Source organism: Nodosilinea sp. FACHB-141, assembly GCF_014696135.1.
Taxonomy (GTDB): domain Bacteria; phylum Cyanobacteriota; class Cyanobacteriia; order Phormidesmidales; family Phormidesmidaceae; genus Nodosilinea.
On record NZ_JACJPP010000011.1, the window covers coordinates 38,376 to 53,677 of the forward strand.

Annotated in this window: 17 protein-coding genes; 2 read left to right on the plus strand and 15 right to left on the minus strand. The window is 53.3% G+C overall.

Annotation, left to right across the window (positions count from 1 at the left end; translation table 11 throughout):
- Positions 1–94: 94 nt before the first annotated feature.
- Positions 95–1,756: a mechanosensitive ion channel gene (locus H6F59_RS08710; RefSeq protein WP_190697846.1), complete on the minus strand. Its 1,662-nt coding sequence runs from the start codon at positions 1,754–1,756 to the stop codon at positions 95–97.
- Between the two features lie 242 nt (positions 1,757–1,998).
- On the opposite strand from H6F59_RS08710, the gene H6F59_RS08715 reads away from it, so the two are divergent.
- The gene (locus tag H6F59_RS08715; protein WP_190697849.1) at positions 1,999–2,454 is read left to right on the plus strand and encodes an SRPBCC family protein; all 456 of its coding nucleotides are present in this window, start codon (positions 1,999–2,001) and stop codon (positions 2,452–2,454) included.
- 93 nt (positions 2,455–2,547) lie between these two features.
- Here H6F59_RS08715 and H6F59_RS08720 read toward each other — a convergent pair whose 3' ends face one another.
- Together H6F59_RS08720 and H6F59_RS08725 are read right to left on the minus strand one after the other, a co-directional pair.
- A complete protein-coding gene (locus H6F59_RS08720) occupies positions 2,548–2,997 on the minus strand; it encodes an RNA-binding protein (protein WP_190697852.1) in 450 nt (149 codons plus the stop codon).
- 687 nt (positions 2,998–3,684) lie between these two features.
- Entirely contained in the window at positions 3,685–6,210 is a 2,526-nt protein-coding gene (locus H6F59_RS08725; protein ID WP_190697855.1) for a M48 family metalloprotease, read from the minus strand.
- A 174-nt stretch (positions 6,211–6,384) separates the two neighbouring features.
- Between H6F59_RS08725 and H6F59_RS08730 the strand changes: the two genes are divergently transcribed.
- Positions 6,385–7,131 (plus strand): sulfite exporter TauE/SafE family protein, encoded by a 747-nt coding sequence (locus tag H6F59_RS08730; protein ID WP_190697858.1) that lies wholly within the window; start codon positions 6,385–6,387, stop codon positions 7,129–7,131.
- Here the strand turns inward: H6F59_RS08730 and H6F59_RS08735 are convergent.
- The 12 genes from H6F59_RS08735 to psb27 form a co-directional block, all read right to left on the minus strand.
- Entirely contained in the window at positions 7,124–8,458 is a 1,335-nt protein-coding gene (locus H6F59_RS08735) for a DNA repair exonuclease (protein WP_190697861.1), read from the minus strand. The genes H6F59_RS08730 and H6F59_RS08735 overlap by 8 nt on opposite strands.
- Before the next feature lie 115 nt (positions 8,459–8,573).
- Positions 8,574–9,674: a peptide chain release factor 1 gene (gene prfA / locus H6F59_RS08740; protein ID WP_190697864.1), complete on the minus strand. Its 1,101-nt coding sequence runs from the start codon at positions 9,672–9,674 to the stop codon at positions 8,574–8,576.
- Positions 9,675–9,731: 57 nt separating this feature from the next.
- Positions 9,732–9,980, minus strand: a complete 249-nt coding sequence (gene rpmE / locus H6F59_RS08745) for a 50S ribosomal protein L31 (protein ID WP_190697867.1) — start codon at positions 9,978–9,980, stop codon at positions 9,732–9,734.
- A 126-nt stretch (positions 9,981–10,106) separates the two neighbouring features.
- Entirely contained in the window at positions 10,107–10,520 is a 414-nt protein-coding gene (gene rpsI / locus H6F59_RS08750; protein ID WP_190697870.1) for a 30S ribosomal protein S9, read from the minus strand.
- Positions 10,520–10,978 carry a 50S ribosomal protein L13 gene (rplM, locus tag H6F59_RS08755; RefSeq protein ID WP_190522645.1) on the minus strand — a complete coding sequence of 153 codons (459 nt, stop codon included), beginning with the start codon at positions 10,976–10,978 and terminating at the stop codon, positions 10,520–10,522. The genes rpsI and rplM overlap by 1 nt, the downstream gene beginning before the upstream one ends.
- Before the next feature lie 82 nt (positions 10,979–11,060).
- On the minus strand, positions 11,061–11,933 hold the full coding sequence (truA, locus tag H6F59_RS08760; RefSeq protein ID WP_190697873.1) for a tRNA pseudouridine(38-40) synthase TruA: 873 nt from the start codon (positions 11,931–11,933) through the stop codon (positions 11,061–11,063).
- A gap of 45 nt (positions 11,934–11,978) precedes the next feature.
- Positions 11,979–12,329 carry a 50S ribosomal protein L17 gene (gene rplQ, locus H6F59_RS08765; protein ID WP_190522649.1) on the minus strand — a complete coding sequence of 117 codons (351 nt, stop codon included), beginning with the start codon at positions 12,327–12,329 and terminating at the stop codon, positions 11,979–11,981.
- Positions 12,330–12,433: 104 nt separating this feature from the next.
- Positions 12,434–13,381 carry a DNA-directed RNA polymerase subunit alpha gene (locus tag H6F59_RS08770; RefSeq protein WP_190522652.1) on the minus strand — a complete coding sequence of 316 codons (948 nt, stop codon included), beginning with the start codon at positions 13,379–13,381 and terminating at the stop codon, positions 12,434–12,436.
- 68 nt (positions 13,382–13,449) lie between these two features.
- A complete protein-coding gene (rpsK, locus tag H6F59_RS08775) occupies positions 13,450–13,842 on the minus strand; it encodes a 30S ribosomal protein S11 (RefSeq protein WP_073609638.1) in 393 nt (130 codons plus the stop codon).
- A 168-nt stretch (positions 13,843–14,010) separates the two neighbouring features.
- Complete coding sequence (gene rpsM / locus H6F59_RS08780) at positions 14,011–14,394, minus strand: 30S ribosomal protein S13 (RefSeq protein ID WP_190522654.1); 384 nt, start codon at positions 14,392–14,394, stop codon at positions 14,011–14,013.
- A 212-nt stretch (positions 14,395–14,606) separates the two neighbouring features.
- The gene (rpmJ, locus tag H6F59_RS08785) at positions 14,607–14,720 is read right to left on the minus strand and encodes a 50S ribosomal protein L36 (RefSeq protein ID WP_071527191.1); all 114 of its coding nucleotides are present in this window, start codon (positions 14,718–14,720) and stop codon (positions 14,607–14,609) included.
- Between the two features lie 166 nt (positions 14,721–14,886).
- A complete protein-coding gene (gene psb27 / locus H6F59_RS08790; protein ID WP_190697875.1) occupies positions 14,887–15,288 on the minus strand; it encodes a photosystem II protein Psb27 in 402 nt (133 codons plus the stop codon).
- Positions 15,289–15,302 lie beyond the last annotated feature (14 nt).

A 15,302-nucleotide genomic window follows, 5' to 3' on the forward strand; every position in this document is an offset into this window, starting at 1 on the left:
TGTTAAGGCCGAGTTAATCATACTAACGCGGCAACCGGCCGGAGGGGTCAACCCTCCGGCCGGTTGCCGGTGCTCTTAGGGGTAGTTAGAGCGATTATTGGCGTTGTTTAAAGGAAGATAGCCACTCCCGCAGTTGGTCAGCGGCAACGTCGCGCCCACCCAGACCGAAGGCGATCGCGATCGCCACTGCGATCGCCCCCAGCAGTAGCCCAAAGGCCAGGTTGACGATGTCGGGGGCCACTCCCATCTGTTGTAGGGCCATGGCTCCCACAAAGATCAAGATAGCGATGCGGGCCGCTTGGGCCAGTACCCTTGCCTGTCCGGTGCCCATAGCGTTGACCAGGCGAAAGGCCAAATTGGCTAGGTAAAGGCCTACCGCAAATACCACTACGCCACTGAGCACCCGGGCTCCAATGCGCAGAATTGCCCGCACAATCTCCGTCAGACCGGCGAAATTGAGAATTTCTGTGGCGGTCACGGCCCCAAACAGCACGATCGCCACCAGGGTGATGATGCCAACGATCTCTGAGGGGGTGCGGCTTGGGGTCTGCACCGTAGCCATGGGACGGCCTTCGGCATCGAGCCCTGACTGTACCGTAGCTCCTGTGCCCAGATTTAACTCTGGTAGCCCTAAAATGCCCAGGATGTTGTCAAAACCAGCTCCCCGCAGCAAGCTCGTGACCAGGTCAGCCACAAAGCGCCCTACAAAGTAGGCAGCGGCAATCACAACCCCAGCCATAATCACTTGAGGAATCGCGGTCAGAATCTGCTCCAGCATCCCAATGGCGGGAGCCGAAATAGCCTCGATATCGAGCTCGTTGAGGGCGGCTACCACAGCGGGGATGAGCACCAGCACGTAGGCCAAGGTGCCAGCTAGACTGGCGAGGGAAACACCCCCCGTCGCGCTGCTTTGCAGCCCCATTCGGCGACCCAGCTGGTCGACCCCAGCAGCCAGCAGCAGATTGGTCACCACGCCGCGCACAATCCGAGCAATCACCCAGCCAATAGCTAGGACAATTCCAGCGGTGACAATGCGGGGAATAGCTTGGAGGAAAGAATTAATTAACCCTTCCACCGGAGCCAGCAGCCCGGGCAGCTGCAGGGCGCTCAAAATTAGCGGAATAAATAGCAGCAGAATAAACCAGTACAGCACGTTGCCGATGGTTTCATTCAGCACGACCGGGGAACTGCCTTGGTCCATGCCAGTCTGCTGGGCCAGGCGGTCATCTAGGTTGAAGCGACCTAGGCCATTGACAACGAGCGATCGCACCAGAGTCGCCGCCAGCCAGGCCACCCCTAGCAGCAGCAGCGCGCCACCAATGCGGGGTATGTAGAGAAAGATTTGGTCGAGAAAATTGTTGAGCGGGGCCGACACCCCGGCCAAGTTAAGGGCGTTGAGCGACGCCACAATGGCGAACAGAAAAATTACCCAATACACGAGGGTCGATACCCACTTCTCAATGGGTATCGACTGATCCGGCGAGCGACCCAAAGCCCAGTTCGCAAGGCGGTTATCCAGGTCGGTACGCCGCAATAGACTGCGCACCACCAAGGCTGCCACTGTAGCTATAAGCCAGCCCAGCAGCAGCAGCGCGATCGCCCCAATTAAGCTGGGTAAAAAGCGCCCCAGTTGCCCAGAAGCCTCTTGCACAAAGCGGCTGGAAGACTCCACAGGGCCAGTTAGCGGCTCAGGGTTAGCAGGTTGAACTCCAGGCTCAGTCACCTGGAGCAGTGTTAGAGAGAAAAAATCAATCATGATCCTTGTAGTTGGGAGCATCCTGAAAGAGCACCGTGCAGGGGGCCGTTGCGCGATCTCGACTGTTAGCCATTCACTACAGGCAAATAAACTGATAGCCAAATCATGTCATCCCATGAACCAGCGTTTCAGCTTAAAAACGAGACCGCCCAGGGCAGTTACGATAGAAACCTCCCAAAAATACAAGTTTTTGAGGATTTTGGAACCTACACTCGGGCTGATTTTCTCAGGAGTCCGTCAAGATGTCTACTCGCCGCGTCATTGAGCACAGCATTTCCATCAGCGCCAGCGCTAGCCAGGTCGAACAGTGTTTAACTCGCCAAGATCTGATGCACCGCTGGCTCAACCCGGCCCTGCGTTGCGACCCTATTGGCGACTGGAGCACCGATTTGGGAGCCAAAAGCCGGTTTGTCATTCAGATACCGCTGTGGCAGCCTGCGCTGATGAGTACCGTAGTTGAGCGTCAGCCAGGGCTGATTGTGTGGGCGTTTGAAGGATTTTTCGACGGGCGCGATCGCTGGGAATGCACCCCCGAACCAGCAGGAACCCGACTGCTAAATCGGTTTGAGTTTGAGATTCCCAACCCCGTCGTACAAGCTGGATTTAACTGGTTTGCCGCCAGCTTGACTCAGCGAGACATGGCGGCGCAGCTGAGCCGCCTGAAACAGGTGGCTGAAACCCAGACCAATCGATGCTGATCGCAGCATGGGCTACCACGAACAAAAGAAGCCGTAGGGAGCTTTGTCTCTACGGCCTAGGCGTTACTAAGATGGAATTACGTCTGGAGCAGTCTAGCTAGAGGTCGTTTGGGTCGCCAGCATCTGCTTAAGCTTCTCTAATTCGCCAGCCCAGCGAGGATCGGGCTGAACGGAGGCACTGCTAGTGGTCGCCGCTGCTGGAGTAGATGACTTGCGGGTATTGCTTTTAGCCGCTCGCTTACCAGTGGGTTCGCCGCCGCTGGGGCGAGCTTCCCCTTCACCCTCGGGCTTGGTGCGGGGCAGCGCCTTTTCAATTTTGATGGGCAATTCTGCAAGCATTTGGCCGTTTAGTTTTTCGACAATCTCATCGGCCTTTTCGTCGGTCTTTACGGTTACGAAGCCAAATCCCCGGCATTTTCCAGTTTTTTTATCGGCAATCAGCTTGACAGAGACTAGGTCATCGTTAAAGTCGGCAAAAACGTTTTCAAACTCCTGCCGCTCTAGATCCTTAGAAAGGTTACCGACGTAAAGGCGAATTGACATTTGAGATACCTCTGGTGTTCTAAAACAAAGGGCCAAAATCGAAATCGATGACTTGCCAAGTGAAGTTTGAATAGCAAGTCAACCGCCACCTTTGACAACCCTATTCACACAATCAATTTCTATCAGGATTACAGATTTTGCTCTAAAAAACCCGATAAAGCCGCGTTAAAACGTCAAATCTAAATCCTGCATCAATTTAACAAATTCTTGCTCGATTCGATCGCCCCTAAGCCCTATCGACTGTTATGAATAATCTTAAAACTCTAAAGCTTGTAGGATGATCACAATTGTCGCCTTGGAAAGAAACGACTTATCAAACCTCTCAAGTTTCTCAGAAGCTTCCTACTTCAACCATCTTCCCAAGGAAAGATCTAACCTGCGTAGACCATGAGCTAGGTCCTTGGTTGATGAGATTCTAGTGCTCCATCCCTCTCTAAGTTATTTATTATTACGGTAACACGTTAGAGCCCCGCTACTGGCGCCACCGCCAGCCAAAATCGACCCTCCAAATAAAAACCAGCCGACGAGGGCTGGTTCATTTGCTGTGTTGAGAGTAGGAGAACCCATTACCTAACAATCCCCAAAGCCAACCCTGAACGGTTAACCCTGGAACCCAGGAATGCGTTTCTGTAAACTAACTTAACATTGAATGCACCGTTTCCGCAACACAACTTTACGTTTTCTCGGTTAGCCCCCTCGGAAAATTGTCAAAACTCCAATCAAGCTGATAGCTAAGCTCAAGAGCGTAGCCCAAATCGGCCCATAGGCCTGAAAGCGATGACGGGAGTCCAGCTGCACTTGATGAATGTCGACCCATAACAGGCCGCCGCCATAGCGACTCCAGCCACTGACCGTAACAGCTTGACCAGTCCATTGCCGGGGGTGGTGCTGAAATAACGCCTGAAGACTGCCCAAGGGGACTGGGTTGACCAGTTTGACTAGCCCTGAGGTATCTTCGAGATACAAATTTTGGCAACCCCAATTTTCTAACCCGGTGGCACCCCGTAGCTGGCCTTGGAGGGTGACAGGCTTTCCCTGTACAGGGAGGACTGAGCTGTTGTTGATCAGCTCTGCAATGTTGTCTGGGGCTGGGGAGCTGGTTTGTCGGGTAGTAGGTGAGCTACCCGGCTCGGGAAACAGAGCGTTAATGCGCAGCAACAAGCCTAATCCGAGACCCAGCCACAGCCCTCCCATCAGAATGCTGGGGTCTTGGTAGAGCCAGCTTAACCGTTGCCAACCCAGCCGATTGACAATGCCGCCTACAAACCACAACCCCATGGCAATTCCACCCCCTATCAGCAGACCCGTTAGCGGACTCTTTTGCAGCAGCAGTAGCCGGGGTGAAAAGTTGCCTGGGGTAGGAGATGCTAGCGGTAAGGCGATCGCGGTGGGCTGCTGACGAAGGGTTGCCTGCTGGCTGAGCTCAAGCAGCCTTTCTCCTAAAGGCAGGTGGGAGGCGCTGACGCGCAGCCATTGGCGGTAGGGGTTGAGGCTATCTACTGCAATCAGGTTAGCGATGGTGGTGGCGCGATTTGCGAAGCGATCGCTGGGGGAGTTGTCTGCTGCGCTCAGGTTTTGACCATCAGGCCCTGCCTTTGCCAGCATGCTGCCTGGGGTAACTGCCTGGCGACTGCTGACGGGCATTAAAACCTCTAGGCTGGTGAGCAAGGGGTGGAGGGTGCCCCGCCGCTCAAGGTCGGCTGCGATCGCCTCAGTAAGCTGTAACAGTCCATCCGTGAGGTGGTCGGGGTGCTGTGTGAGCACGGTGGCGCGGCGATCGCCCCAGGCACAGCACGCTCGCGACAGCCATAGCACGAGCTGCCGCAGCAGCCAAAACAGGCCATAAAAGATGCTGGAGAATATTCCCAGGGGGGTGCGTAGGAAGGGCTGGGTCAACCTATCCCCAATCTGGGCTAGGCGATGGTAGGCGGTGTGAAGCAGTAGCAGCAGCAACCCTACCGCTGAGAGAACCGACCCGCTACCATTCACCATCCGAGCTAGCTCGTACCCATATAGCGCCGTTATGGCTTCATCAGACCCCTGGTCTAAAATGCCTTGGCTGACGACGATGCGAGTGTTGCGCGCCAACCAGCCATAGCTAAAGCATAGGGGGGCCGGATCGGGAATAACCCGCAGCTCGGGCAGTTGCCAACCGCGCTGGCGGCACACTTGGCGCAAGAGGCGCAGTGTTCCTGGGCTGTGTCCTTGGAGCTGACGTGTTGATAGAGGCTTTTGGCCATGCCAAAAAGTCAGGGCAAAATCCATAATCCACGGACTGGCTAGGGCTAGTAGCACCAGGCTACCGATTACCCAAACGGTGTAGTTCTGGTATGCTCCCGGCAGACTGAGCTGTACCGGCCACCGCACCCACCGCAGCAATCTATCCGCTGTTCTGAGGGCAAAATGAATGGCCCAATTTGTTATCCAGAGCAGGGCGATCGCTGTAAAGGCTTGCTGTAACCATAGCCCCAGCGGGTACTTTGGCAGAGAAGCTTGGAGCTGCCGCTGATGGCTTGGGATAGCCTTTGAGCGCGAGATAGGCTCAGCACTAGCATTAGAAGCTGGAATCGTTGCATCGATAGTGGCATCTGGAGGGCGATCGCTGTCGTTTTGATCGATACCCGAGCGCTGATTAAGCTGCTGAAAGTGAAAGAGCGATTGGTACGTCGGCTCTGGTTCCCTCTCTTCAGCGGCGTCCAAATTGTCGTCTTCCGACCTTGGTTGGTTAAGTTCTTCTGGGCTAGGGAGGGGAATGGGCGTTTTGGAAGCAGGTTTTGGTGGTAAAGGCGGTGGGGTTTGAGAACTTGCGATGCCTGCTAACGGCACAAAGCCACTCAAATCGGCCTTAGTTGGTAAGGCGGTTTCCTGGGTTACTGAGGGGACCTCCCCCTTAGTTTTGTTGGGCAGCTGGCTCAAAACCTGTTGAGCCCACTGGCGAGCCTCGGATGAAGAACTGTCGAGCAGGACTTGGCAACCCAATCGGGCTTGGTCAACCTGCTTCAGTCGCTGGTATACTCTCACCTGCCCCATCACAGCTTTGAGATAGTAAGGAGAACCTGGCGGCAATCGTCCCAACCGTTGAAAAAGCGCTAGAGCTTGGTCATAGCTTTGGGCCTTGAAGGCAGTTACCGCCTGCTCGTACACCTGCTTGGCTGAGGCACCACGATTGCCAGGGGCAGAAGCTTGGGATTTGGGGTCTATGGGCTGCGCCATACGCCGCTAATTAAGGGTAAAAAGCAAAGGAGAAGTTCAAGGATAGCCAACTATTCCCATTCTGTTTCTTCCTCCTGCGGATGACCGTCTGTTAACAGTTGGCGAGACAAACCTTGGTAGCGGACAGCAGTTGCCCTCTAGACTAAGCAACAGTGCCCCCGTTGCCGCTGATCTATGATTGCCGTTAGCCTTTTTGTTGCTAGTTTCCTGGCTTGGTTTCTCAGCATGCTAGCAGGAGGTGGCAGTCCGTTTATTCTAATTCCCGTGATTTCCCTGCTGCTCGGCTCCGCAGCGGTAGCTCCAGTAATTACGATCGGACTGCTGATTGGCAATACCCAGCGGGGAATTTCTTTTTGGCACTATGTGGACTGGCAAGTAACGGCCTGGTACGTGCCTGGGGCCATAGTAGGAGCAATTATTGGCTGCTATGGACTCACCCAGGTTCATGCAGAGGGTCTACAACTACTGCTCGGCATCGGGCTGCTGACCATGGTCGCCAATCATCTGTTGACTCCCGAAGATGCTCAGTTCGCGGTTAAGGCCTGGTACTTTTTGCCGCTGTCCTTTATCAACGCCATTGGGTCTGGGCTAATTGGCAGCACTGGCCCAGTAATGAATCCGTTGTACCTAAACTACGGGTTAGAAAAAGAAGCCATGGTAGCTACTAAGGCATTTAATAAGGCGGTGCTACACCTGGTTAAATTAACGACCTACGCTGCCTTTGGCAGCCTTAGCTCAGACTACCTACTCTACGGGTTGGTGATTGGGTTGGGTGCGATACCGGCTAACTGGCTGGGCAAGATGGTGCTGGCAAAAATGTCGGCCCAGCAGTTTAGACAGCTGGTGTTTGCTTTTGTAGCGGTAAGCGGTGTAACCATGATTTGGCAACAGCGCCATTTTTTGACTGTCTGGTTTATGTAGGCTGACTGTTGGCTTGCAAATTCTCTAAGGCGTCTTGAGTTGGTTCTGATGGTTCTTCGGAAAATTCCATTGGGCGGTCTAAATCCAATAACGTTTCGACGAGCCCGTAGAGTGAGATTTCGTCTGCTCCAGAAAGCTGTCGATCTTTGAGGTCTGTAAGTCCTTGGGCGAGCTCTGGGGCTCTGCTCTTGTAGTCGCGGTGGGCAGTAAGCATATCCTCAAAAATAGATTGCTCGATTTCAACCCGATTTTGGCCATCGTTGAGGGGAGTTTGGTAGGCCACATCCTCAACGTCATACTTAACTAGCACCACCAGTGCATTGCTGGCGGCTTTGATGGCTTCCTGTAGGCGACGTGTGTCGAGTTCGAGCCGATCAAAGCCCACTTGACCAGTAATTTTTAACTCCAAAATAGGGGCGATGCTGCTCTGATGTTTAGCAGCGGCAGCGATCGCACAATCTAGGGCCATCTGGTTCAGCTCGTCTAGGCTTTCCTGTCCTTTGGCCACCAGCTCTACCCGTTCAATGGGTCGCTGAAAGTAATCCGTCTTGAGCTGCGCGTCGATGCGATCGGGCAACAGTTCTACTAAATAAGCGCCTCGAGGGTAGCGGCTTTCCTCGACATTGTTAGCTTCCAGAGAGCCAGGATTGAAAACCCATCCCTCGGCGGTGTAATTCTTATGAATGTGTCCTAAGGCCAAATAGTCTACCCCAGCTTCCTTGAGCGGCAGCAGTTCGCTATAGCGCAGTGCTCCAGCATAGCGAGAGATTTGCCCCTCTAGGCCGTGGTGAAACATCAAAACTGTATAGTTGGGACCGGGGGGCAGGTCTTTGATAGAGCCAGCTAATAGCTCAATGGCGCGAGGGGCAGTGGCCCCATACCAGTTTGATCCAATCACCCGCACACCGCAGGGTAGATCAATGTAGCCTCCGGAACGGGTGCTGTCATCCCACGGGGTGAGTCGCTCTTCGGCGTTAGCTCCGTCGTTAGGCTCTAGCAGCTTGAGCAGGTTCCATTCAGAGAGATACTTGAGCCAGCTAGTGCGAGTGCCATAGGGGCGGTTGTCGTGATTGCCCTCAATGGCCACCACGGGAATGTTGGCATCCTTCAGTGTTTGGAGACAAACCTGAGCCTGGTTGAGGGTAGCGGGTTTAATGTTGCGGTGCTCGAAGAGATCGCCCGCGATCGCCACAAAATCCACTTCCTCCTCGACAGCATATCGTTCCAGCACCGTTTGCAAGGCGCGAAAAAAATCCTTGGTGCGCTCAGGAGTGTCGTAGCGGTCAAACCCCAGGTGAATGTCGGCAATGTGAAGAAACTTGGCCATCAGGCTGTCCGCAGCGCTACTTCCTCAGCCTAGTCCTGATTTTGAACTTTGGAGGTTTGATTTTGGCTAGAAAATTTCTGGCTGGTAGCCTCACTGCCCGTGACATCAAAGATTCCTAGACAGCGGATGACTCAGCCGCCAGCTCTTCCAATCGTTCCTGCTGGTCTCGGCTAACGCATGACTGAATCAGGTCCTCAATATCCCCTTCTAAGACCGGGGTAAGGGTAAAGTTTTGGTTGAGGCGATGATCAGTCACCCGATTGTCTTTGTAGTTGTAGGTGCGGATTTTTTCCGATCGCGCCCCGCTGCCCACCTGCGACTTTCGCATCGAAGATACGGCTTCCTGCTGCTCTCGCATCTTTATGTCAAAGAGCTTAGCCCGCAGAATCTGCATGGCCCGTTCACGGTTCTTGAGCTGCGATCGCTCCTCAGTGCAAAACACCCGAATGCCCGTGGGCTTGTGGATCAGATCGACCGCCGTCTCTACTTTGTTGACATTCTGTCCGCCAGCTCCACCCGATCGCGCTGTGGTGAGCTCAATATCCTTCGGATCAATCTGCACTTCCACTTCGTCTACCTCAGGCATAATTGCCACAGTAGCCGTAGACGTATGCACCCGCCCACCCGCCTCGGTGACCGGCACCCGCTGGACACGGTGAACTCCCGCCTCAAACTTGAGCTGGCTATAGACGCGATCGCCCGCAATTTCTAGAATTGCTTCCTTAAAGCCGCCCATATCGGCTGCCGACTCGCTGAGCAGCTTCACGCGCCAACCCTGTGTTTCGGCATAGCGAGAATAGAGCCGCACCAAATCCCCAGCCCAAATGCTCGCCTCATCGCCGCCGGTACCCGCACGAATTTCCAACATGATGTTCTTGTCATCATTGGGATCGCGCGGCAGCAGTAGTACCTTGAGTCGAGCTTCTAGCTCCGCTAGCTTTGCATCTAAAGCCTCAACCTCTAGACCGGCCATCGCCTTCATCTCGGGATCGCTGTTAGCTTCCTTATAGATTTCGCGCGCGTCAGCCAGTTCCTCGCCAGTAGACTTCCACTCAGCGTAGGTTGTGACCGTTTCCTCCAGCGAGGATCTAGACTTGGCAATACGCTGAAACTCATCCGGATCCTTGGCTACATCAGGGTCAGCCATTCTCCGCGTTAGCTCTTGAAACGTCTGTTCCACAGAGTTGAGTTTTTCAATTAAGTATGCCTCAGCCATAGTCCCCTTTTATCCACCGTCTAGCCAGAATGCCTTGCCCTACTACAGCACAGCAAACTAGGCCTTGTCGGCAGCGCCATCGGTGGTAGTAGCCGATGTATCAGCCATACCATACTTACGCAGAAAGCGCTCAACGCGGCCTTCAGTGTCAATAATTTTCTGGGTACCGGTATAGAAAGGGTGATTCCCAGACCATACGTCTACATGCAGTTCAGGCTTGGTAGAGCCTACGGTCATAATCTCTTTACCGTCGCAGAAGACCTTGGCCTCAGGATACCAATTGGGATGAATATCAGACTTTGCCATAACAGGGTGTAAAACAACGTCAATAGAATGAGACAGACTTGGCAGAGCAGAAGCAGCGATTTAGCGGTGTGGCAAAAACCCAAAAGTTGAGTTCTGCCAAACCATGCCTAAATCACTAGATCCAATCTAGCGCTTGGAGAACTGAGGTGCCTTGCGGGCTTTCTTCAGACCGTACTTACGGCGCTCCTTAGCACGAGGATCGCGGGTTAAATACCCTTCTACTTTGAGAGGCTTGCGGTTTTCGGGGTCCAGCTCACATAGTGCTCGGGCCACACCAAGCCGAATTGCATCAGCTTGACCTGTCAGACCACCACCCTTGACGTTGACTAAAACATCGTAGGCATTCTCCAAACCCAGCACCTCGAGGGGAGCCTTGGTGGCGTTTAGATAGGCTGGGTTGAACTGTAGGTAATCATCACCAGGGCGCTTATTGATTATCAGCTGACCGCTTCCAGGCACTAGACGTACCCGCGCGATGGAGGTCTTGCGGCGACCAGTACCCCAGTACACAGCTCGTTCAGATTGATCGGTAGCCTGCATTATTTAGCTTCTCCAGGAATAGTGTTTACGATTTGGGTTACAGGATTTTGAGCCTGATGAGGATGCTCCGGCCCGGCATACACCTTAAGCTTGGTGAACTGCTTGCGACCTAAAGAATTCTTCGGCAGCATACCTTTCACAGCCTGCTCAATGATCCGCGCAGGAATACGAGTCTGAAGCTTGTCGAAGGTCTCAACCTTCATCCCCCCCGGACGACCTGAGTGGCGGCGATAGAGCTTAGTGCTAGATTTACGGCCTGTAACTACCACTTTCTCGGCGTTCACCACGACAACAAAGTCGCCAGTGTCCATGTGGGGGGTAAAGGTTGGCTTGTTTTTGCCGCGCAGAATGGTGGCAATTTCGGTGGCCAATCGTCCCAGGCGCTGACCTTCAGCGTCGATTACGTGCCACTGCCTCTGAATAGAATCGGTAGGGGGGATGTAGGTCTTAGTAGTCATAGCGCTTGAGCTGCCTTTCCTGAATAAACCACACTAAGTAAAACGAACGAGTTAAACAAACTTAGACAAACTTAGACAAACCTTAGGCTACCGCCGGACCCCAGAAAAAGTGGGGCTGAGTATCAAACCAAACCTCCTGAGCAAAGGGATGGTCGTCGTAGCCGACCCGAAGTAGGCACAACCCTTGGGCGGGGGCTGCATACTTAACCTGCTGACGCTGGCCTTGTTGCCACAGTTCACCAAACTGCGCTGGCGTCAGCTCACCACTGCCTACCTTTACCACCAAGCCCATAATCAGCCGCACCATACCGTACAAAAAACCCTTGGCCTGAAGCTCAACAGTGAGGAAGGTATCTTGGCGGTGACACTCAGCTATCTGTAGGTCTACCCAGGAATGACTTTTGCCTGAGCGCGCCCTATGAAAGGCCGTCATATCATGATGGCCCACCATGGCATCGAGGGCCACCTGAATTTTTCCCTGGTCTAAATATTGACGGTAGTAGTGCCAGACAAAAGGACGCACAAACAGATTAGGCCGCTGACCCGTGTAAAGGGTATATCGATATCGCCGCCAGCAGGCTGAGAACTGAGCATGCCAGGTATCAGCCACTGCCGCCGAAGCTCGAATCAGAATATCCTCCGGCAGTCGGGCATTGAGCACGTCGGCCCAACGGTGTGCTGGGATAAAGCTAGGCGCATCAAAGTGAGCTACCTGAGCCGCTGCATGAACACCCGTATCGGTTCGCCCTGCACCGCTAAGACGCACCGCATAGCCCAGAACTGAACGCACGGCCGCTTCAATCTCACCCTGCACCGTACGAGCATTGGGTTGCCACTGCCAGCCATGGAGGCGGGTGCCCACATACTGCACTACCAAAGCCACCCGCTGAGTTGACTGAGCAAACTCTGCGGGCTGGCTTTCCAGACTGCGCTGTATGGGTGACGACTTCTCCATCAATACGGGCTAAGGGTTAATAAGCAGAAACGCAGGGGAGAGAGGTTAAGTCAACTCAATGATGGCCATCTCTGAGTTGTCGCCCCGGCGGCGAACGGTTTTGACGATACGGGTGTAGCCTCCATTACGACTGCCGTAACGCTCGCTTGCTTGACTAAACAGAGCATGGACTAACTGCTTGTCGTAGATATATCCCATTGCCTGGCGACGAGCTGGTAGAGAACCGTCTTTGGCTAGGGTAATCATACGGTCAGCTTCTTCACGCACGGCTCTAGCCCGAGCTTTAGTCGTGGTAATTCGACCGTGGCGAATTAGCTCTGTGGTTAGGGAACGCAGCAGAGCTTTGCGCTGGTCTGCAGGTTTCCCGAGTTGATGAACGCGGCACTGGTGACGCATGGGACTGAACTCAGATGAACGACAAAATAAAAGATATAGATAACCAAGGAACAATCAGAACGGCTCAGCGCATCAGGCTTTTCGGTTCTACGTCAACCCTGGGATCAAGCTGTCTTAGACGCCTTCTCAAGGGGCAAGGTGATACCCAAACGCTCCTGAAGAGCCTCAATCACCTCTTCGGCAGATTTCTGGCCAAAGTTCTTGATCTCTAGGAGGTCTTCTTGGCTGAAGTCCAGCAGATCGGCCACAGAATTGATCTGAGCTCGCTTGAGGCAGTTGTAGGCCCTCACCGAAAGCCTTAGTTCCTCAATAGGAATTTGGTTGTTGGGGTCTTCTTCCTTAACCTCTTCGTCAAACTTGGGCTCTAGGGTGACATCCTTAAGGGGCATAAACAGACCCACTAGGATATCAGCGGCCTGGCTCATCGCTTGCTGAGGAGTAATGCTGCCGTTCGTCCAGATGTCCATGATCAGCTGATCGCGCTGCATGGACCCAGAGACTACAACCTCTTCGACGGTGTAGTTGACCTTTTTGACGGGCATAAACACCGAGTCAAGCTGAATAAAGTCCAGCGCCGTAGCATCGTCTTTACTCCGTTCCACGGCTCGATAGCCCTGGCCACGCTCAACCCGAAACTCCATCTCGAGCGTATGTCCGTCGGCAACTGTCGCCACATACTGCTCAGGATTGACCACTTCTACTTCAGAGGGTAGTTCAAAGTGACCCGCAGTCACCCGAGCAGGACCTTGAACAAGAAGACGACCAATTTGAGGCTGGCTAGTATAGCTCCTCAAGACGATCTCCTTCATGTTGAGAAGAATGTCAAGAACATCTTCCCGCACCCCGACAATAGTCGAGAATTCGTGGGTTGCCCCAGCAATTCTCACGGCTGTAATTGCAATACCTTCTAGGTTGGATAGCAATACCCGCCGTAGTGCATTGCCTACGGTGGTACCCTGACTACGTTCTAAAGGCTCGATGACAAATCGACCGTACTGACTTTGGTCGTTTTCAACGACAGACTCTACGCAATCAACATGAAACTGTGCCAAAATCCTGCCTCCCTTAAACCTCGCGATACCCTGCCCGCCAAATGCGCCAACGACACTATAGTAAGTGCCTAAACCCGACGACGCTTGGGTGGTCGACAACCGTTGTGGGGAATAGGAGTAACGTCTCTAATTAGAGTAATTTCTAAACCCGCTCCCTGTAAGGCACGAATAGCGGTCTCGCGACCAGCCCCAGGACCGCTCACCATAACTTCAATCTGCCGCATCCCTTGATCCATTGCCCGTCGGGCAGCACTATCAGCCGCCGTTTGAGCCGCAAAGGGGGTGCCTTTTTTTGCTCCCTTGAATCCACTAGAGCCTGCTGAAGCCCAGGAAATTGCTTCTCCTGACTGGTCAGTAATAGTCACAATGGTGTTGTTGAATGTTGAACGAATGTGAGCGACACCGCTCGGTACGTTCTTCTTACTCTTTCGAGGTCCAGTCTTTCGAGTTGGTTTGGCCATAGCGTTGTCACTAAATTCAATTCAAGGAAACTTGAGTCAATGCGATTATCGGTGGGCCACTAACACTAGCAAACACCGGTAAACAGTCAGAAAAACTCGCTACAAAGCTTAGCGAGCTTTCTGCTCTAACCCCCCATATTGACTGGAGGCTAAGGAGGCGAAGCAGTTCTACTTACGAGGCGCTTTCTTCTTGCCAGCCACTGTGCGACGGGTGCCGCCTCGACGGGTGCGAGAGTTAGTTCGGGTACGCTGCCCACGCACTGGTAAGCCAGCGCGGTGACGCCGTCCGCGGTAGGAGCCGATGTCCATCAATCGCTTGATGTTCATACTTTCCAACCGTCGTAGATCGCCCTCTACTTGATAGTCGCTCTCGACGGAATCACGTAGCTTTGCTACGTCGGAATCGGTTAAGTCCTTAACCCGCACATCGGGACTAACCCCAGTTTTAGCGAGAATTTCCTTAGAACGGGTAAGGCCAATACCGTAGATATAGGTCAAGCCAATTTCAACTCGTTTGTCGCGTGGCAAATCCACGCCTGCTATCCGTGCCACCTTTACTATCTCCCCAGTATGTGGTTTTAACCATGCAGCCCAGCTACGGCTACTCAGTCTGCTATGTTAGGCCGCTGCCCAAACCGTCAAAAGCCTATACAGAAACTCGAACAGAACGTTTAGATTCAGTTGTCCTGAGTCAGTATATTCAAGACCATCTGACAGATTGAAATGGCATCTACACTGTTGTAAAAGCCCTGTCAGACCCTACGTTACCCCTGTCGTTGCTTATGCTTGGGGTTAGAACAAATCACCATGACCCGGCCACGGCGGCGGATCACACGACACTTATCACACATCTTGCGCACAGACGCACGGACTTTCATGTCCAACTCGCACTTCACTACAGAATTGCTATGCTAGCAAGCTGACGGCAATCCGTCAAATAAAATTTGTCTCTAGGGCTATGCCCGAAGCAAAAAGAGGTCGTCTAAGGACGACCTCTTTTTAGGAACTAATCAAAAAGTTGGCGAAAAAATGCGGCTTCTACCCTTAAGCTCCACGTTTGAGGGCAGATTCCACTTGCTTCAGTTCTTGCTCAACGCGAGTCCTGAGTTTTTCAGGCAGGGGGCGGTTGGGATAGCTGCTGTAGTGACCTGCGATCGCATTTAGTGCCGTGCGCATCGTGGTAAATGAGCTAAGGTTGGCTACAGAAGTATCTCGGCGATAGCGAGAGGCAAAGTCGCTAATGACGGCCTTGGCCTCAGCTTGGGCCTCTACCTTAGCGGGGTCATCGTCAGGTAGGTTAATCGAGGTTCTAAGGCTATCTACCAACATCAATGTGTCTTGGCGATAGTCACCACTGAGCCTGCCGCTGACGCCTGCGCCGCACCCTGTGAGGCCAACAACGGCCACAAGTACCAAGGCCAAGAGACGAGAAATTAAAGATTTCATAGGATTCTTTGAAA